Origin of the sequence: Colwellia sp. MB3u-45 (genome assembly GCF_014077005.1) — a bacterium.
GTDB lineage: Bacteria > Pseudomonadota > Gammaproteobacteria > Enterobacterales > Alteromonadaceae > Cognaticolwellia.
The window spans coordinates 288,600-306,710 of sequence record NZ_JACGVC010000047.1 but is presented as its reverse complement, the minus strand read 5'-3'; the positions used below and the strand labels follow the sequence as shown (position 1 = coordinate 306,710).

At 38.9% G+C, this 18,111-nt stretch carries 18 protein-coding genes; 12 read left to right on the top strand and 6 right to left on the bottom strand.

The window, feature by feature from the left end:
• Positions 1–188 precede the first annotated feature (188 nt).
• From H4J41_RS10775 to H4J41_RS10745, 7 genes are all read left to right on the top strand, one after another.
• The gene (locus H4J41_RS10775) at positions 189–704 is read left to right on the top strand and encodes an FxsA family protein (RefSeq protein WP_182138149.1); all 516 of its coding nucleotides are present in this window, start codon (positions 189–191) and stop codon (positions 702–704) included.
• Between the two features lie 118 nt (positions 705–822).
• Complete coding sequence (locus H4J41_RS10770; protein WP_182138150.1) at positions 823–1,113, top strand: co-chaperone GroES; 291 nt, start codon at positions 823–825, stop codon at positions 1,111–1,113.
• 71 nt (positions 1,114–1,184) lie between these two features.
• Positions 1,185–2,831 (top strand): chaperonin GroEL, encoded by a 1,647-nt coding sequence (gene groL, locus H4J41_RS10765; protein WP_182138151.1) that lies wholly within the window; start codon positions 1,185–1,187, stop codon positions 2,829–2,831.
• Positions 2,832–3,080: 249 nt separating this feature from the next.
• Complete coding sequence (locus tag H4J41_RS10760; RefSeq protein WP_182138152.1) at positions 3,081–3,356, top strand: type II toxin-antitoxin system ParD family antitoxin; 276 nt, start codon at positions 3,081–3,083, stop codon at positions 3,354–3,356.
• Complete coding sequence (locus H4J41_RS10755; protein ID WP_182138153.1) at positions 3,343–3,633, top strand: type II toxin-antitoxin system RelE/ParE family toxin; 291 nt, start codon at positions 3,343–3,345, stop codon at positions 3,631–3,633. The genes H4J41_RS10760 and H4J41_RS10755 overlap by 14 nt, the downstream gene beginning before the upstream one ends.
• Before the next feature lie 98 nt (positions 3,634–3,731).
• A complete protein-coding gene (locus H4J41_RS10750; RefSeq protein WP_220460968.1) occupies positions 3,732–6,029 on the top strand; it encodes a TOTE conflict system archaeo-eukaryotic primase domain-containing protein in 2,298 nt (765 codons plus the stop codon).
• 421 nt (positions 6,030–6,450) lie between these two features.
• Positions 6,451–6,954 carry a DUF3016 domain-containing protein gene (locus tag H4J41_RS10745; RefSeq protein ID WP_259364519.1) on the top strand — a complete coding sequence of 168 codons (504 nt, stop codon included), beginning with the start codon at positions 6,451–6,453 and terminating at the stop codon, positions 6,952–6,954.
• A gap of 194 nt (positions 6,955–7,148) precedes the next feature.
• Here H4J41_RS10745 and H4J41_RS10740 read toward each other — a convergent pair whose 3' ends face one another.
• Both H4J41_RS10740 and epmB read right to left on the bottom strand, forming a co-directional pair.
• The gene (locus H4J41_RS10740) at positions 7,149–7,445 is read right to left on the bottom strand and encodes a hypothetical protein (RefSeq protein ID WP_182138154.1); all 297 of its coding nucleotides are present in this window, start codon (positions 7,443–7,445) and stop codon (positions 7,149–7,151) included.
• 225 nt (positions 7,446–7,670) lie between these two features.
• Positions 7,671–8,699 (bottom strand): EF-P beta-lysylation protein EpmB, encoded by a 1,029-nt coding sequence (gene epmB, locus H4J41_RS10735; RefSeq protein ID WP_310649834.1) that lies wholly within the window; start codon positions 8,697–8,699, stop codon positions 7,671–7,673.
• 46 nt (positions 8,700–8,745) lie between these two features.
• On the opposite strand from epmB, the gene efp reads away from it, so the two are divergent.
• From efp to panP, 5 genes are all read left to right on the top strand, one after another.
• Positions 8,746–9,318 carry an elongation factor P gene (efp, locus tag H4J41_RS10730; protein ID WP_182138155.1) on the top strand — a complete coding sequence of 191 codons (573 nt, stop codon included), beginning with the start codon at positions 8,746–8,748 and terminating at the stop codon, positions 9,316–9,318.
• Between the two features lie 256 nt (positions 9,319–9,574).
• Positions 9,575–10,516 (top strand): ABC transporter ATP-binding protein, encoded by a 942-nt coding sequence (locus tag H4J41_RS10725; RefSeq protein ID WP_182138156.1) that lies wholly within the window; start codon positions 9,575–9,577, stop codon positions 10,514–10,516.
• 5 nt (positions 10,517–10,521) lie between these two features.
• The gene (locus tag H4J41_RS10720) at positions 10,522–11,295 is read left to right on the top strand and encodes an ABC transporter permease (protein ID WP_182138157.1); all 774 of its coding nucleotides are present in this window, start codon (positions 10,522–10,524) and stop codon (positions 11,293–11,295) included.
• 44 nt (positions 11,296–11,339) lie between these two features.
• Entirely contained in the window at positions 11,340–12,029 is a 690-nt protein-coding gene (locus H4J41_RS10715) for a tRNA (guanosine(46)-N(7))-methyltransferase TrmB (protein ID WP_182138158.1), read from the top strand.
• A gap of 469 nt (positions 12,030–12,498) precedes the next feature.
• Positions 12,499–14,127: a pyridoxal-dependent aspartate 1-decarboxylase PanP gene (panP, locus tag H4J41_RS10710; RefSeq protein WP_182138159.1), complete on the top strand. Its 1,629-nt coding sequence runs from the start codon at positions 12,499–12,501 to the stop codon at positions 14,125–14,127.
• 121 nt (positions 14,128–14,248) lie between these two features.
• Here panP and panC read toward each other — a convergent pair whose 3' ends face one another.
• From panC to pcnB, 4 genes are all read right to left on the bottom strand, one after another.
• Entirely contained in the window at positions 14,249–15,097 is an 849-nt protein-coding gene (gene panC / locus H4J41_RS10705) for a pantoate--beta-alanine ligase (RefSeq protein WP_182138160.1), read from the bottom strand.
• A gap of 142 nt (positions 15,098–15,239) precedes the next feature.
• Positions 15,240–16,034, bottom strand: a complete 795-nt coding sequence (gene panB / locus H4J41_RS10700) for a 3-methyl-2-oxobutanoate hydroxymethyltransferase (RefSeq protein WP_182138161.1) — start codon at positions 16,032–16,034, stop codon at positions 15,240–15,242.
• A gap of 57 nt (positions 16,035–16,091) precedes the next feature.
• Positions 16,092–16,583: a 2-amino-4-hydroxy-6-hydroxymethyldihydropteridine diphosphokinase gene (gene folK / locus H4J41_RS10695; RefSeq protein ID WP_182138162.1), complete on the bottom strand. Its 492-nt coding sequence runs from the start codon at positions 16,581–16,583 to the stop codon at positions 16,092–16,094.
• The gene (pcnB, locus tag H4J41_RS10690) at positions 16,583–17,992 is read right to left on the bottom strand and encodes a polynucleotide adenylyltransferase PcnB (protein ID WP_259364520.1); all 1,410 of its coding nucleotides are present in this window, start codon (positions 17,990–17,992) and stop codon (positions 16,583–16,585) included. Before pcnB ends, folK begins: the two co-directional genes overlap by 1 nt.
• Positions 17,993–18,111: the final 119 nt, after the last annotated feature.

Here is an 18,111-nt window from a genome sequence, read left to right as displayed (position 1 = left end):
GCTCATGTTTCTTAAATTAGTGAATAACAACCGTAGGGGCAGTTTACGCTAATCTTTTTCAATCAGTAAGTATCAAGCCTAGGTTTGTATCAGACTTAATGATATTGAGCATAGCTAAAAAGATAGCTCGCTTGAAAAAGACCTGTTAACCCCCATATTAGTTTCATTAAAGATTATTAGGCACTGCTATGTTTCGGCTTTTATTTGTACTTTTTATTATTATTCCGATTATTGAGATTTTTGTTTTGATTCAGGTTGGCGCTGTTTTAGGCGTTTGGCCAACCATTGGTATGGTAATATTCACCGCGTGGTTGGGGGCAAAATATGTCCGACAACAAGGGATTTCAACCTTAAATTCGGTACAAACAAAAATGGCTCAAGGGCAAATGCCGTCAGATGAAATTGTTACGGCTTTAATGCTATTAGTAGCGGGCGTATTGTTGGTAACCCCCGGGTTTGTGACTGATTTTTTGGGCTTGAGTTTATTGATCCCTGCGGTTCGTCATACCATTGCCGCTAGCGTTATGTCACATATCTCCAGTAATAACGCAAACCAGCAAGGTTTTCAGTTTCACAGTCACAGCCATGGCCAGAGCCAAAATCAAGATGATTTTTCCAAACAACCCGAAAGCCCGTTTCAAGAAAACCTTCAGCCACCACATGAAGGTCAAACTTTGGATGGTGAATTTGAGCGCAAAGATTAAAAAAAGATCAAGAGGGACTTGTGAAGTTTTATTTTATCCCCATCTTACTTCTACAAGCAAATAGCACCAAAATTTTAGTCCATTATTTTTATAAAATAAAACTTTTCTGGAGAACAAAATGAGTATTCGTCCATTACACGATCGTGTGATTATCAAACGTAAAGAAGTAGAATCAAAGTCTGCTGGCGGTATTGTATTAACGGGTAGTGCTGCTGAAAAGTCAACACGTGGTGAAGTCATTGCGGTAGGCAAAGGCAGAATGCTAGAAAATGGTGACGTGCGTGCCTTAGATGTAAAAATTGGCGACCAAGTTATCTTCAGTGAAGGCTACGGTACAAAAACTGAAAAAATTGATGGTGAAGAAGTGCTTATATTGTCAGAGACTGACATTTTAGCCATCGTCGAATAATTATTAATTTTTACCTATTATATTGTACTGATTAAGTTTGGTACAAATACAGTTTACAAGGAATCATGAAAATGGCAGCAAAAGACATATTATTTGGTAACGACGCACGCGCAAAAATGCTTAAAGGCGTTAACGTACTTGCAGATGCAGTAAAAGTTACTTTAGGCCCTAAAGGTCGTAACGTAGTTTTAGACAAATCATTCGGCGGCCCAACGATCACTAAAGATGGTGTATCGGTAGCGAAAGAAATCGAATTAGAAGATAAATTCGAAAACATGGGCGCACAAATGGTCAAAGAAGTTGCTTCTAAAGCCAATGACGAAGCAGGTGACGGTACAACTACAGCTACTGTTTTAGCACAAGCGATTGTAAACGAAGGTTTAAAATCAATTGCAGCGGGCATGAACCCAATGGATCTTAAACGTGGTATCGACAAAGCAGTTATTGCTGCAGTTGAAGCATTGAAAGGTTTATCGCAAGAATGTAGCGACAACAAAGCGATTGAGCAAGTAGGTACTATTTCTGCTAACTCTGACGAAACTGTTGGTAAAATCATTGCAACAGCAATGGACAAAGTTGGCACTGAAGGTGTTATTACCGTTGAAGAAGGTCAGGCGTTAACTGACGAACTAGACGTTGTTGAAGGTATGCAGTTTGACCGTGGTTACCTTTCTCCTTACTTTATCAATAACCAAGAAAGTGGCAGTGTTGAATTAGAAAACCCTTTCATTTTATTAGTTGATAAAAAAATATCTAATATCCGTGAATTATTAGGCACACTTGAAGGTGTTGCTAAATCGGGTAAGCCATTACTTATTATTGCTGAAGATGTTGAAGGCGAAGCACTGGCTACATTAGTGGTTAACAACATGCGTGGTATCGTAAAAGTGGCTGCTGTTAAAGCACCAGGTTTTGGCGACCGTCGCAAAGCTATGTTACAAGACATCGCGACATTAACGAAAGCTACAGTGATTTCTGAAGAAATCGGCATGGAGCTTGAAAAAGCAACATTAGAAGATTTAGGTCAAGCTAAACGTGTGGTTATCTCTAAAGACAATACGACTATTATTGATGGTATTGGCGAAGATGCTGAAATTAAAGCACGTGTAGCGCAAATTCGCGGTCAAATTGAAGATTCTTCTTCTGACTACGATAAAGAAAAATTACAAGAACGTTTAGCTAAACTAGCTGGCGGTGTTGCGGTTATCAAAATTGGTGCAGCAACAGAAATGGAAATGAAAGAGAAAAAAGCCCGTGTTGAAGATGCATTACATGCAACACGTGCCGCGGTAGAAGAAGGCGTAGTTGCTGGTGGTGGTGTTGCCTTAGTTCGTGCAGCCGATGCTATTAAAGACTTAGAAGGTAGCAATGAAGACCAAACTCACGGTATCAACGTTGCTATCCGTGCAATGTCAGCTCCTTTACGTCAAATCGCTACTAACTCAGGTGACGAAGCCTCAGTAGTATTAAACCAAGTACGTACTGGCGGCACAGGTAACTACGGTTACAATGCGAGCAATAGTACTTACGGCGATATGTTAGAAATGGGTATTCTTGACCCAACTAAAGTAACGCGCAGTGCTTTACAGTTTGCAGCCTCAGTTGCTGGCTTAATGCTAACAACAGAAGCGATGATCACCGACGCACCTACTAAAGATGCTGGCGCCCCTGATATGGGCGGCATGGGTGGTATGGGCGGAATGGGCGGCATGATGTAATTATGCTTGTCTAAACTGTTAACTTCTTCGTTGCGTTATCGTTCGTTTAAGAAACACTAAACGTCACAATAAAGCGCCTTGAATTAAACAGTTTATCCTGCGCATAGATAGTCAAAATTATTTATAGCTCAAAATTGAAAAGCCCGAATAGAAATATTCGGGCTTTTTTTATTAACTTTGTTTCATCAAACTTGAACTATGCTCATATCATACACATAATGTGAAAAGGCAATAGTTGGAGTGTTAATTATGAATATTACTTTAGGTAAAGAGTTCGAACGAAGAATTAATGAAAAGGTGTCTGATGGTTTATATACCTCAGCAAGTGAAGTGATCCGTGATGGATTAAGGATGTTATTTGAGAAAGACGTTGCTAAAAACAAGCAACTTGAGATCTTACGAGAAGAAGTAGCAAAAGGTTTTGAACAGCTAGCTGCAGGTGAATCGTCAAATCACAATGTCATGGATATATTTGAACAAGCCTCCCTTGCAGTAGATAGTAAGTCTACCAATGTCGAACTATAGGTTATCTCCTTTAGCTGAAGAAGATTTATTTAAAATAATTTCTACGACAATTGAGTCATGGGGTAATGAGCAAGCAAAAGTATATGCTCAGACCATAGATGCTGCATTATTAAAACTTGCTCAATATCCTGATTTTGGTAGAGAAAGAAATGAAATTTATAATGGTGCTAGAAGCTTTCCTGTAGAAAAACATATTGTATTTTATCAAGTCAGTTATATCGGTATTGATGTTGCTCGTATTCTTCATCAACGTATGGATCTCTCAAAACATTTCTAATCGTATTTTGGTAACATTATAATCATGCCAAAAGCCATATTAATAAACTTGCCAAAATAGATGCCCGTCTTCAATTATTAAATGAAGAGCGGCTTGCTTTGCTTAATGATCGCCAAGCGTTAATAACGCAACATGAAGCTGAATTAGCCCAAAATTTTAATCTACACGCCTCTCCTGAATCTAAAGTTGACCTTTTTCTTTCATATTTTAAAGGCCGTAACGATGTTTACCCATTTAGATGGGAATCAAAAAATGGTAGAAGTGGCTATTCACCTGCTTGTTGGAATGAATGGAAGCCAAAGATTTGCAACAAACCAAAAATTAGTTGTACTGAATGTAAAAATCAGCACTTTAAAGTACCTGACCACCAAGCCGTTTATCAACATTTGAAAGGGTTTAAAACCATCGGCATCTATCCTCTATTAAGTGATAATTCAACATATTTACTTGCAGCTGATTTTGATAAAGAGGACTGGTTTGATGCTACATCTGCATTTGCAACGACTTGCGAATCATTAAATATTCCCTACCTATTAGAACGTTCAAGAAGTGGGAATGGTGGTCATATATGGATCTTGTTCTCGGAAGCTGTAGCTGCGAGTGATGCTCGGCGATTAGGCAATGGTTTACTTCGTAAAACAATGGAACTCTATCCGTTACTATCATTTGATTGCTTCGATAGGTTATTTCCCAATCAAGATATTATGCCAGAGGGTGGTTTTGGTAATCTCATTGCATTACCACTTCAGCTAGAGCCAAGAAAAAATAACAATAGTGTTTTCATTAACAAAGAAGGAATTCCTTATAATGATCAGTGGTCAATATTGGCAGCTACTCGAAAGCTAACTAAATCTCAGCTTCAATCAACGTTGAATCAGTTAAACTCTTATATTGAAAGAGTGCTAGATGACATCGCAAAGAATGAACCATGGAATAAACTTAACGATGATGACAGCATTAAGATCAATGATTGTCCTTCGATGGTCACATTAACGCTAGCTGATCAATTATATGTTCCAATCGCTAATTTACCTGGAAAACTGACCTCTAAACTAAAGCATTGTGCAGTATTTTCTAATCCAGAGTTCTACAAACGACAAGCCTTACGCTTATCAACGATTGGTACAAGTCGATATATTTGTTCCGCACATATAGAAAATGGTTATTTAATCTTACCTAGAGGTTGTTTAGCCGAAGTTACTCGCACCATATCAGGCCAAAAAATAGAGATTGAATATATTGATAAACGATTTGAAGGTAGCCAACTAGAAAAAATAAAGTTCACGGGAAAACTTAAATGCCAGCAGAAAAAATCTGTTGATGCTTTATTTGCACAAACAAATGGTGTTTTTGTTGCATCGACGGGTTTTGGTAAAACCGTTACAGGATTAGCTCTTATCGCAAAAAGGAAGGTGAATACCTTGATTTTGGTCCATAACCGCCAATTAGCGGAACAATGGCTTGAACGGATAAAAGTATTCCTAGCGAACGTGGAAGTAGGTTCATTATTAGGTGGTAAAGATAAGCTGACCTATGAAGTTGATGTAGCTACTTATCAAAGCCTAGTTAGCCGTACTGGAATAGACATTAAACCTTCAATTGAAAAATATGGGCAAATATTAATAGATGAATGCCACCACTTGCCTGCATCAAACTATGAGTGTTTGATAAAGTCAGTGCATGCTAAATATATTCACGGGTTTACCGCAACACCTAAACACCAAGATGGTTTAGAAAAATTAATGCACTTTCAAATCGGCTCTTTGGTTTATAAGGCCGCAACAACTACCAGTAGCTTTGAACAATATGTAAAGGTAGTTAAAACTAATACTTGTTTCCCTCCAGAATGGTTAATTCTTGAAACTAAACCACATATATCTCAAGTTTATAAACACTTAGTCTGTGACCAAGCTAGAAATGAAATGATTGTTAACAACATCAAGCAGTCCGTGAATAATGACAGATCAGTTATGGTGCTTACCGAAAGAAAAGAGCATATTGAATTACTTGCTAAAATGATGACTGATAAGGGTATAAAGGTTGTTGAACTGCATGGCGGTATTTCAACAAAGCAAAGGCAGGAACGAATAGCTTTATTATCTAACAAGGCAGAGGGAGATGAAGCTTTAGTCATATTAGCTACAGGAAAATATGTTGGTGAAGGTTTTGATCTACCGTATTTAGATACTTTATTCATAACATTACCGATAGCTTGGGAGGGGATCTTGGCGCAGTATGCGGGAAGAATTCAGCGAGAATGGAGTAATAAAACTGTTATTCAAGTTTACGATTTTATTGATGATTTCCCTACATTACAGCGGATGTGGAAGAAACGAGAAAAAGGTTATAAAGCGCTAGGATATCAATTCGATGAACAAAAAAACTTATTGATTTAGAGGGGAGAAGGATAAAAGGTGAGGGTAGGGGTATAATCAGAGGTATTTAGTTTGCTGTATTTTTTGAGTCCTTATCTGTGTGGTCCTAGCTCGTATGGGTGTCATGATGTAAGTTTTGCACCTTTTGTAAGCTCGTTATAAACGTGTTAATAAATAGGCTTGAATTAAGCACTCAAGTCAGTTGTTTTATAAGAAAAAACTGACTGATAAAAATAAATAGATTGCTCCTTCAATAGGGGGGGCAGACTAAAAATTATTTATACTGTAGGTAATATTAGCTACGTGCCTATGATATTGATGGGGTGTGATACAGGGTTATAAATCCGCTTAAAATGCTATAACACAATAATTAGCAATTAGATCGATACTTTTCTTAGCTTCTACGGTCTACTATTATACTGCAAACAATAAAGAGGATGAAATGATGAATAAATTTATGACAGGTTTACTAAGCCTTGTTGTCGTTTTAATATCAGCAGCAACAGCACAAGCGGCGCAAGTTGAAGTTAAGTGGACAAATCCTGACAAGTATTCTGATATTGATGCGGGCCAAGAACATCGTCAACATTTTAAAGACAGAACCTTTAAAGCCTTTGAAGAGCATTTTGCTAAAATGGCTGAAGCGCTACCAGAACAACAAAAATTAGTTTTTGATATAACGAACCTAGATTTAGCCGGCGATGTTAATTTTGGTGGTACGAAACGTATTCGCATTATAAAAGATATCTTTTTTCCACGTATAGAGTTCAGTTACCAGTTATTGAATGCCGATAATACTGTGGTTAAAAGCGCAGAGGTTTCATTAAAAGATATGGGGTTTTTAATGCATAGCAGTTTTAGATATCGTAATGAATCGTTAAGTTATGAAAAAGATATGCTTGATGATTGGTTTAGAAAGACCTTTGAAAATGACATGATTAAATAGCCTGATTTTTCTAATCAGAGCAGTGTAATCAAAGCAGTCTGATCAGCCTTTTTCATTAGCATTTTCAGTAATGATTGTGCCAGCTAAAATCTATTAGTTGTCAGCTTTAAGTGAAAAATCATCAGTAAAATATAAAATTTAAGGCATAAAAAAACGCAGTTAAACTGCGTTTTTTGGTTTTAACTTTTGGCTATTTAGCTTTGTTCAAGCTTAGCTAGTACCATAAATAACTGCTCTATTTTTTTTACAATATCGATCAGTGATTGCTGATCTGAGGTTTTTTGCCAATAAACCAAATCATTGGCTACTTCTTCAACATATGGCTGAAAAGTATTGGCTGAACATTTAAAGCCAGCGTCTGGGGTAAATATTGCCGCAAAGCCTGCTTGTCTGGCTTCACGTAATGTAGTTAATGTGGCGTCTGCCGCCAGTGACTTCTTTAAAATGATCGAAATATTATCGATTAATTGTTTGTGTACCGCTTCGCTCATAATAACTCATCATCGTTTCTTGTCTTCAATGGCGCTATTATGCCTAATTGATTGGCATTTTGTTAGCTTCTAAGATAATTTCTCTAACAAGTTTTGGCATTAAATTACGGTGAATATTTACATGACCAATGCTAGGTCAAATTGTTCTTAGGTTTTGTTCGCTGCTCCCACAATTTCTCTAACCAATTTTGGCATTAAATTACGGTGATATTTATATCATCAAGGTTAGGTTAAATTGATGGGTGTTTTGTTCGCTTCTCCCGCAATTTCTCTGACAAGTTTTGGCATTAAATAGCCGGGTAAAATCGCCATTAGCTGCAAAGTGATTTTTTTTGCCTCTGCTTCTGTAACATCAAAATGAGCGACGCCTTGTACTTTATCAAATAAATGTAAGTAGTAAGGCTGAATACCGACATCAAATAAGCCTTCACTCAGTGCTGCTAGCGTGTTGGCGTTGTCATTAATGCCTTTTAACAATACGCTTTGATTAAATAGTGGGATTCTGGCCGCAAGCAAAGGTTCAATAGCCTGTGAAACGTTAGCGTCGATTTCGTTGGCATGATTGACGTGAAAAACAATCACGGGTTTAAGTCTTGTTAAGCTTAAGGTTTTAACCAAAGCAGGCGTTATACGCTGTGGAATAACGATGGGTAAACGGGTGTGAATACGTAACCGTGTCACGTGGGGGATTTTTTCAATTTCGGTAATTAACCATTGCAAGTGCTCGTCACTGGCCATTAATGGATCGCCACCGCTAAAAATCACTTCGTTGATTTCTAAATGCTGTTCAATATAGCTAAGTGCTTGTTGCCATCTTACTTTATTTGGGCTGTTATCGGCATAAGGAAAGTGGCGGCGAAAACAGTAGCGACAGTTAATGGCACAGCCTGTTTTCACCATCATTAATACCCGATGTTTATATTTATGCAGCAATCCGGGGGCAACGGTGTCATGTTCTTCTAGTGGATCTTCGCTATAACCGTCAGTTATTGAGAACTCTAAATCTAATGGCATAACCTGTTTTAGAATAGGGTCGTTGATATCGCCTTTTTTAATGCGAGACAATAATGGTCGCGGCACTCGCACCGGAAATAGTTTACGTGCAGCAAAGTGCTGTTGATAGCTTTTTGGTGAAATTTCGACCAACTCTAACAAGGTTTTTGGGTCGGTAATAACATTTGCCAATTCTTTTTGCCAAGAAGTGTGCAATTTATCGCTGATTTGGGTTATTATTTGCGGCATTTCTATATTCAATTTTTAACCTTTGCGTGTACTGCGTGAACGAACGAGCATAATAATTATGGCTAATTTTAGCACTAACCAGTTCAAAGCTGGACTTAAATTAATGATTGATGGTGAACCTTGTAACATTATCGATAATGAAATTGTAAAGCCAGGTAAAGGGCAAGCATTCAACCGTATTAAAATTCGTAAGTTAATATCTGGCAAAATATTAGAAAAAACGTATAAATCAGGTGAAAGTGTTGAAGGCGCCGATGTGATGGATTCAGAGTTAGGTTATTTATATGCTGATGGTGAGTTTTGGCATTTTATGGATAATGTAACCTTTGAACAAGTGGCGGCCGATGAGAAAGCCGTGGGCGATGTCGCTAAGTGGTTAGCAGAAGGTGATATTTGTACCATTACATTTTGGAATGGTAACCCTATTTCAGTCGAGCCACCGAACTTCGTTGAATTACAAATTACTGAAACTGACCCTGGCCTAAAAGGTGACACCGCAGGCACTGGCGGTAAACCGGCAACACTGGCAACTGGCGCCGTGGTACGTGTACCATTATTTGTTCAAATAGGTGATGTGGTAAAAGTTGATACGCGCAATGGTGACTATGTGTCACGTGCGGGTAAATCTTAAGTTTTAGCTACTATGCCGAATGACAAAAGCCTGCATTTTGCGGGCTTTTTTTTTGCCGAGCAATTATACCCTTGCTTAAATTAATGCCATTTTTCTACCGTGGCAAGGCAAATGCCTTAACCACAATTTTTTACTCGTTCGCCATTATTACTTGGTAACTTACTCAGTGCGTTTTGGCGAAAGAACCATGCATTATAAGTTGAAAATGACCAATTTGCCCCCACGTTAAAGGCACGCAATTTTTTTAAGGTTCGCTATGCAATCAGCATTAAAAATATCAGGATTAAAGAAAACCTATAAAGGTGGTTTTCAAGCACTTAAAGGTATTGACCTGACGGTTAAACAAGGCGATTTTTTTGCTTTGCTTGGCCCCAATGGCGCCGGTAAATCGACCACTATCGGCATTATTATGTCATTAGTGAATAAAACGGCAGGTAAAGTTGTTGTTTTTGGGCATGATATTGATCAAGAACTTGAAACAGCGAAAAGCTTTATTGGTGTAGTACCGCAAGAGTTTAACTTCAATCAATTTGAGTCGTTAATGAAAATCTTGGTTAACCAAGCAGGTTACTACGGTGTAGAGCGTAAATTAGCGGTTCAGCGAGCTGAGAAATATTTAAAAAAATTAGACTTATGGGATAAACGTAATGACTCGGCCCGTATGCTTTCAGGTGGCATGAAGCGTCGGTTAATGATTGCTCGAGCATTAATGCATGAACCACAAATGCTGATACTTGACGAACCTACTGCCGGTGTAGATATTGAACTACGCCGCTCAATGTGGGAGTTTTTACGTGAGCTTAATCAGCAAGGCATTACCATTATTTTAACCACACATTATTTGGAAGAAGCTGAGATGCTTTGCCGAAATATTGCTATTATCGACTCAGGTATTATCGTTGAAAATACCGATATGAAATCTTTATTAGCTAAATTAGATGTAGAAACCTTTGTTTTTGATTTAAAGCCAAATAGTGTGCCAACAGCCTTGGCGGATTTTAGCTCTAGAGTGATTGATGATCACACCTTAGAAGTGGACGTTAAAAAAAGTCAAACCATTAATGCTGTGTTTATTGATCTCAATAAACAAGGTATTGAAGTATTAAGTATGCGAAATAAAAGTAATCGCCTAGAAGAGTTATTTGTTGGTCTAGTCGGTAGCGGTCAAGCAGCGAGCAAAAGCGCGGTTAAGGAATAAGTATTATGGCATCATCTAGAAATATCATTGCGCTTAAGAGTATTCTGCACAAAGAAATACACCGCTTTATGCGTATTTGGGTGCAAACCTTGGTTCCACCAGCGATTACCATTAGTTTATATTTTGTTATCTTTGGCTCGTTAATTGGCTCGCGCATTGGTGAAATGGGTGGCTTTGATTATATGTCATTTATTGTGCCCGGTTTGATTATGATGAGTGTTATTACCAACTCATATTCTAATGTCGCCTCGTCATTTTTCAGTGCCAAGTGGCAACGAAATGTCGAAGAAATGCTGGTGGCACCTGTACCTAATTGGGTGATTGTGGCTGGCTATGTGGGCGGCGGAATGGCACGAGGCATGTTAGTAGGCAGTATAGTGACGCTAGTATCTATGTTTTTTGTTGATATACAAATACATAACATTTGGGTGATTATTACCACAGTAGCACTTACCTCAGCTACCTTTGCTTTAGGGGGCTTAATTAACGCCATTTTTGCTGGTAGTTTTGACGATATATCTATTATCCCGACTTTTATATTAACGCCACTGACCTATTTGGGTGGGGTGTTTTATTCGATCAGTTTGTTACCTGATTTTTGGCAAGGTGTATCGCAAATCAATCCGATTGTGTATATGGTCAGTGCTTTTAGATATGGTTTTTTAGGTATTTCTGATGTGAGTTTGACCTTGTCATTTTCGGTATTAGGCGTGCTTATTGTGAGTTTGTACACTATTGCTATGGTGTTAATTACTAAAGGTATTGGTTTAAGAAGTTAAGCTTAACCACTAGCTAATAAATTGAAATTTATAGGTAAAAATTAATGAGCAATACAGAAATAACCGGTGACTCAAGAATGATTGAAACTAACCAACCCGACATACATGAAAAGTTGGTTGATATCATTCATAAGCATATTGAGCATCCATCACGAAAGCCAATACAGGCACACACTCAGCAAGCATTTGATGAAATTAACGCTATTGTGCTCGCATTTTCGGGCGAAGTTATTCTGGATTCTTGTTGTGGTGTTGGCCAAAGTACGCGCTTATTAGCCAAGCAAAATCCAGATGCCTTAGTCATAGGGGTAGATAAATCTGCCCATAGAATTAACCGTAATGTTGATGAAGTTCAGCATGATGACGGTCAAGGCAGAGTAGAGAATTATCATTTGATCCGCGCTGATTTAAATGACTTTTATCGCCTTGTTGTGACGGCCAACTGGCAAATAAGTCAGCATTATATTTTATATCCAAACCCTTGGCCAAAAGCTAAGCACGTGCAGAGACGCTGGCACGGTAGTGCTGTTTTTCCACAAATTATTGCTGTTGGGGAAGAAATTATTTTACGCAGTAACTGGCGACTTTATTTAGAAGAGTTTCAACTGGCCGCGAGTATATTTTCTTTGCAAGGCGATATATCAGCGATTAATGATGCTGAGCCGTTAACGCCATTTGAGGCCAAGTATCAAGCGAGTGGACAGCAATGCTGGCAATTGCGTATTTTTAAGTAACGACAGCGCTAAACTAAAAACAAAAAATTGGTTAAATTAACAAATATTTAGCCAATTTATAGCGTTTGAATATTCAGTGTTAAGCTGCTTTTTATTGTTTTTATTATATATTTCATTTAGTTATGTTTTTGGCCTGAATGTTGATATTACTTTAGTATATCAACTTGTAATTTAGGATGAATAACATGACAAACAATATTAAAAAAACCGTTTTTATGCTGGCATTAAGCAGCTTGGCAATTGTTGAACTGGCTTTGGTTTATATAGCAACTTTAGTGGGTTAAGTACTATTTTAGCTAAGTATTACCGCTAAAATCAGGTGAGTTAAATTGAGCTTTATTTGGTTTAATCTTAGGTTTAAAACTCAATTTTGATTGAAAAAACGAGACTTTTGCTTGATTTTTTATTACAGTGCCGCTCATATATAAATATCAACTTACTCAAGGTAAGTCGTTAATAGTGAATAAATATGACGGTGAATAAACGCGCGGCAAAAGCGTCTGAAGAGTCTTTACTGCGCATCTTTACCATTCCTGTCGCACCTGATTCTACATTAGGTCGAATAGAGAATGAGATGTCGCAAAACTTGGCAGGCTTTCTTGGCGCACATATAGCGGCAACAGAGCAAGCGTTGAGCGAAATTGAAAAAGATTTTGCTGATTCGCAGATCCCTGAAGAGCCGGCTTTTGTTTCTGATCACATGCAGCACTTGCTTGACAAGTTGGTGTCTCAGTCTGTGCATACCTCAAGTCCAAGTTTTATTGGCCATATGACCTCAGCACTGCCTTACTTTATTTTGCCATTGTCAAAGTTGATGGTGGGCTTAAATCAAAACTTAGTCAAAATAGAGACCTCTAAAGCCTTTACCCCGATGGAACGGCAAGTTCTGGGTATGATGCATCGTTTAGTTTATCAAGATGAAGCACCATTTTATCAACAGTGGATGCACAGCGCTAATCACTCCTTAGGCGCATTTTGCTCAGGTGGCACTGTCGCTAATTTAACGGCACTTTGGGTTGCGCGTAACAACTTACTAAAACCTGACGGCGACTTCAAAGGAGTAGCACGTGAGGGCTTATTTAAGGCGCTTAAACACTATCAGTATGATGGCTTAGCTATTTTAGTCTCGGCTCGTGGTCATTACTCACTGAAAAAATCAGCCGATGTACTTGGCATAGGCCAAGACAGCGTTATTGCTATTCCAACCGATGAAAATAATAAAATTGACTGCCAATTACTAGCGGCTAAATGTCAGCAATTAGCCAGTGAAAATATTCATGTACTCAGTATTGTTGGTGTCGCAGGGACAACGGAAACTGGTAATGTCGACCCGCTTGATAAAATGGCCGCTATTGCCCAACGTTATAGCGCACATTTTCATGTTGACGCCGCCTGGGGTGGAGCCACTTTATTATCGAATAAGTATCGCCCCTTATTAAAAGGCATTGAGTTAGCTGACTCGGTGACTATCGACGCACACAAGCAAATGTATGTGCCGATGGGCGCTGGGCTAGTGGTGTTTAAAAACCCAGCCTCAGTGGCCGCTATTGAACATCATGCGGAGTACATTTTACGTAAAGGTTCGAAAGATTTAGGTAGTCATACTTTGGAAGGCTCACGCCCAGGTATGGCAATGCTGGTATATTCTGCCCTGCACGTGATCAGTCGCCCTGGCTATGAAATGCTGATTAATCACAGTATTGAAAAAGCACATCATTTTGCTGAGCTAATAGCGCAGCACCCTGATTTTGAACTGATCACTAAACCTGAGTTATGCTTATTAACTTATCGCTATAATCCTGCCATTGTACAAAAATTGTTGGCGCATGCTGATGATGTTGAGCAGGAAAATATCAATGAATTACTCGATAAACTGACCAAGTTTATTCAAAAACGCCAACGTGAAAATGGTAAATCTTTTGTTTCTCGTACCCGTATTGAAGTGAAGAAATATCAAGGGCGTAAAACCTTAGTTTTTCGTGTTGTATTAGCCAATCCATTGACCTCAAAAGCTATTCTTCAAGATGTTTTAGCCGAGCAAACAACCTTGGCACAAGAAAGTGAAAGCTTTTTGCCTTTGTTACTGGCGATGACCTAAACATTTTTATCGGCAAATAAAAAAGCGACTACCCTAAGTCGTCGCTTTAATGTTTACTGCGTTATAAAGCTATACATTCATAAAGCTATACATTCATATAGCTATCCAGTCATAAAATAACTTAAGCTAATGTTACTCGTAGGTTATCGATTAACCGTGCTTTACCACAATGCGCGGCCGCGAGAATGACCAGTTCTTTATCGTCTTTGCTTGCGGGTTGTAAAGTGCGCGCGTGACAAATATGAATATAATCAGTTTTCATGCCAGCCATATTAATATTACTGGCCGCTTTTTGCGCTAAGCCAACAAAGTCATCGTTGCTTCGTATTGCTTGAGCAAGCCACTTAAGGTTTTGATTTAAAGCGGGCGCTATGTTTTTTTCTGCTTTGTTGAGATAATTATTACGTGAGCTTAACGCTAAGCCTGAGGCTTCTCGCACGGTTTCAACGGCTATTATCTCAATCGGCATAGATAAGTCTTCCACCATGGTTTGAATAACTTGCACTTGTTGATAGTCTTTTAAGCCAAAGCAGGCAATATCGGGTTGCACTAAATTAAACAACTTACAGACAACTGTTGTTACACCACGAAAATGTCCAGGGCGACTTTCACCACAATAGTGTTGAGAAACATTTGGTACTTCAACGTAACTTTGTTGGTCTAATCCCTTGGGGTAAATAATCGCAGGCGTTGGCGTAAATAATAAGTCGCAACCCGCGGTAAGTAATTTCTCTTGATCCGCCGCCATAGTGCGCGGGTAATTACCGATATCTTCAGTAGCGCCAAATTGCATTGGGTTAACAAAAATGCTGGCAACCACTTTATCGGCAAGCAATTTGGCTTTTTCTACTAAGGCAATATGCCCTTGATGTAAGTTGCCCATAGTGGGAACAAAAGCAATTTTAAGACCTTGTTGGCGCCAAAGATTAATTTCGCCACGTAAATTCGAAATTTGTTCAATTGTTTGCATGGTTATTCTACTTTCTACTCGGTGTGAATGTTGAAGGCTTAAGCTCTAATGACGATGGCTTTTATAGCCAACAGATTCATTAATTGCTCAGCTTCTAATGGTCGACATAATATACTGCGTATTTGTGTAACAGATATGTTGGCTAGGTGAATATGTGCTCAGGGCCTGGAAAGTTGCCTTTGCTGACTTCGTCAATATATAACTCTACTGCCTTTTTTATATCGCCAGTATCGATTAAAAAGTTACGTGAAAACTTAGGCATATAACTACATGATATGCCTAAGGCGTCATGCATCACTAGAATTTGTCCATCGGTATCTTTACCTGCCCCTATCCCTATGGTCGGTATCGATACGGCTTGGGTAATGGCTTTACCTAGGCTACTTGGAATGCACTCTAGCACTAATAATTGTGCACCGGCAGCCTCTAATGCTTTGGCGTTTTCAATCATCTCTAGGGCTTTGTCGCTTTCTCTACCTTGTACTTTAAAGCCACCAAAGACGTTAACCGACTGTGGTGTTAAGCCTAAATGGGCACAAACAGGGATACCGCGCTCAACTAAGCCTTTAATGCTGGCTTCTAACCACTGGCCACCTTCTATTTTTACCATGCTGGCACCGGCTTGCATTAGCTTAGCGGCGTTTATATAGGCTTGTTCGGTAGTTGCGTAACTCATAAAAGGCATGTCAGCGATAATAAGGCTGTTTTCCACACCACGTTTTACACAAAGTGTATGATAAGCCATATGGTCGATATCAACGGGTAGGGTATCGTCATGGCCTTGTAAAACCATGCCTAGTGAGTCACCGATCAATATTGCGTGAATACCTGCTTGATCGAATATTTTCGCGAAACTGGCATCATAGGCGGTAATAGTGGTAATTTTTTCACCTTGTTGTTTCATTTTCTGCAAGGTGGCGGTGGTTATTCTGGCCATAGTATTTCCGTTGGTTATGATGCAGCATTAATTTTTGCTACTTTTAGAGCTGTTATTCTAACTTAACTTACTGTGAATTTTTAGTCCATTTATATTAATCTGGTCAGCCAGTTCTTGAATATTATCACCATCAGGTAACATTAAGTTAGGTGCTATTTCTGCCAGCGGTAGTAGCACAAATTCTCGTTGTTTTAAGCCATAGTGCGGAATGGTTAAGCGTTCAGTACTTATCACTTGCTGGGCAAATAACAGTATGTCTAAATCTAGTACCCTAGCGCCCCAACGATTATCTTTGCGAACACGACCGGCAGTTTGCTCAATATGTTGTAGTTGATCAAGTAATGCAATGGCACTTAGGCTGGTTTCAATGGCGACCACAGCATTCATGTAATCAGGTTGATCTTGTGGTCCCATTGGGCGACTAAAGTATAATGAAGACACTTGGCTAACCTGACAGTCTTCTAACTGCGTTAGTTTATCTAACGCAGAAGATATTTGAGCTTGCGGATCAGCTAAATTACTGCCTAAACCAATATAGGCTAAAGTCATTAGGTTTCGCTACTAGCGCTTTCTACCCGAGGTTTTTTGCGCTTACGCGTGGTGCGTCGAGGGCCATTCTTACTAGGTACAATGCTTTTTATCATCACTTGTTGTGTGTCGGTATTAGCTTCTTGAAAGTCTCCCCACCACTTAGCTAGTTCTTGCAGAGAGCCTGGCTCGCTTTGACTAATGTTTGGCTGTTCAATTTCAGCGCGCAGTAATAAAAAGTCATAACCGGCTCTAAACTTAGGGTGTTCAAGTGCTTTAAATGCGCGTTTACCATCTCGGCGAACTAACTTCTCTTGTAAAATCCAAATGTCTTTCATTACGGCTTGAAAACGTTTGGGTATAGCAATACTGCGCTGTTGCTCTGACATTACTTCACTTAATGCGCCAAAAAATGCATCTTGTGGTGTTAGTTTGGCTTCACGATTTAATCTTTGTATCTGCTCTTGCATCGGATACCAAAGCATAGCCGCAAATAAAAATGCTGGGGTAACACGCTGGTCATTATTAACTCTATGATCCGTGTTTTTCATCGCCAAACTGATAAAATCAGCTAAATAAACTTGAGATTTTTGATTCAGTTGTTGATCAACGGCAGGGAAGAAGTATTGAAATAAACTGTAATCACGCAGCAGTTCAAAGTTTGCTAACGCTTTGCCAGACATAAACAGCTTTAAAAACTCTTCAAACAAACGCGCAGGCGGAATATTAGCCATCAGTGGGGCAAGCGTTTTTATCGGCGCTTCGGTGTCAGAATGAATTTCCATATCTAATTTTGTCGCAAAACGAATAGCACGTAACATTCTAACGGGGTCTTCACGATAGCGTGTTTCAGGGTCACCAATTAAGCGAATTTGTTTGGCGTAAACATCAGCGACACCATTGGCAAAGTCATAAACTTTAAAGTCTTTGGCTGAGTAATAAAGTGCATTAATGGTAAAGTCACGACGTTCGGCGTCTTCTTCAATACTGCCATAAATATTGTCACGCAATAACATGCCGTCTTCACTTTGCTTTGAGGTTTTTTGGCAATTTTTTTCTTCATCGTTATCATGATGGCCCCTAAAGGTGGCCACTTCAATAATTTCACGACCAAAAACAATATGGGCAAGACGAAAGCGACGACCAATAAGTCGACAATTACGAAATAATTCTTTAATTTGCTCAGGGGTTGCGTTGGTGGCAATATCAAAATCTTTAGGTTCAAAACCTAAGATAATATCGCGAACACCACCGCCCACTAAGTAAGCGTCATAGCCGCCTTTATTTAAGCGATATAATACCTTTAAGGCATTATGACTAATGTGTTTTCTAGATACAGGGTGCTGATCACGTGAAAGTATAATAGGCTGTTCAAATGATGGCTGCTTAGAATTTTTTTTTCGTGCTTTTCCGAGTACTTTTTTACACAAATTGATCACGCTTTTGATAATGGTGGACCCCAGTTTTATCGATAAATTTCCCGCGCAATGATATAACAGTGTAAACGAAAAGAGAATGGAAACAGTGTGAAAAGTCGACGTTAATTGTA

Coding starts and splice junctions, on each gene's coding strand:
- H4J41_RS10715 (WP_182138158.1), top strand. CDS start 11,340: ATGAGCAATACAGAAATAACCGGTGACTCAAGAATGATTGAAACTAAC.
- H4J41_RS10755 (WP_182138153.1), top strand. CDS start 3,343: ATGTCGAACTATAGGTTATCTCCTTTAGCTGAAGAAGATTTATTTAAA.
- panC (WP_182138160.1), bottom strand. CDS start 15,097: ATGCAAACAATTGAACAAATTTCGAATTTACGTGGCGAAATTAATCTT.
- H4J41_RS10770 (WP_182138150.1), top strand. CDS start 823: ATGAGTATTCGTCCATTACACGATCGTGTGATTATCAAACGTAAAGAA.
- H4J41_RS10720 (WP_182138157.1), top strand. CDS start 10,522: ATGGCATCATCTAGAAATATCATTGCGCTTAAGAGTATTCTGCACAAA.
- panB (WP_182138161.1), bottom strand. CDS start 16,034: ATGGCCAGAATAACCACCGCCACCTTGCAGAAAATGAAACAACAAGGT.
- folK (WP_182138162.1), bottom strand. CDS start 16,583: ATGACTTTAGCCTATATTGGTTTAGGCAGTAATTTAGCTGATCCGCAA.
- panP (WP_182138159.1), top strand. CDS start 12,499: ATGACGGTGAATAAACGCGCGGCAAAAGCGTCTGAAGAGTCTTTACTG.
- groL (WP_182138151.1), top strand. CDS start 1,185: ATGGCAGCAAAAGACATATTATTTGGTAACGACGCACGCGCAAAAATG.
- efp (WP_182138155.1), top strand. CDS start 8,746: ATGGCTAATTTTAGCACTAACCAGTTCAAAGCTGGACTTAAATTAATG.
- H4J41_RS10745 (WP_259364519.1), top strand. CDS start 6,451: ATGATGAATAAATTTATGACAGGTTTACTAAGCCTTGTTGTCGTTTTA.
- H4J41_RS10775 (WP_182138149.1), top strand. CDS start 189: ATGTTTCGGCTTTTATTTGTACTTTTTATTATTATTCCGATTATTGAG.
- H4J41_RS10725 (WP_182138156.1), top strand. CDS start 9,575: ATGCAATCAGCATTAAAAATATCAGGATTAAAGAAAACCTATAAAGGT.
- H4J41_RS10760 (WP_182138152.1), top strand. CDS start 3,081: ATGAATATTACTTTAGGTAAAGAGTTCGAACGAAGAATTAATGAAAAG.
- H4J41_RS10740 (WP_182138154.1), bottom strand. CDS start 7,445: ATGAGCGAAGCGGTACACAAACAATTAATCGATAATATTTCGATCATT.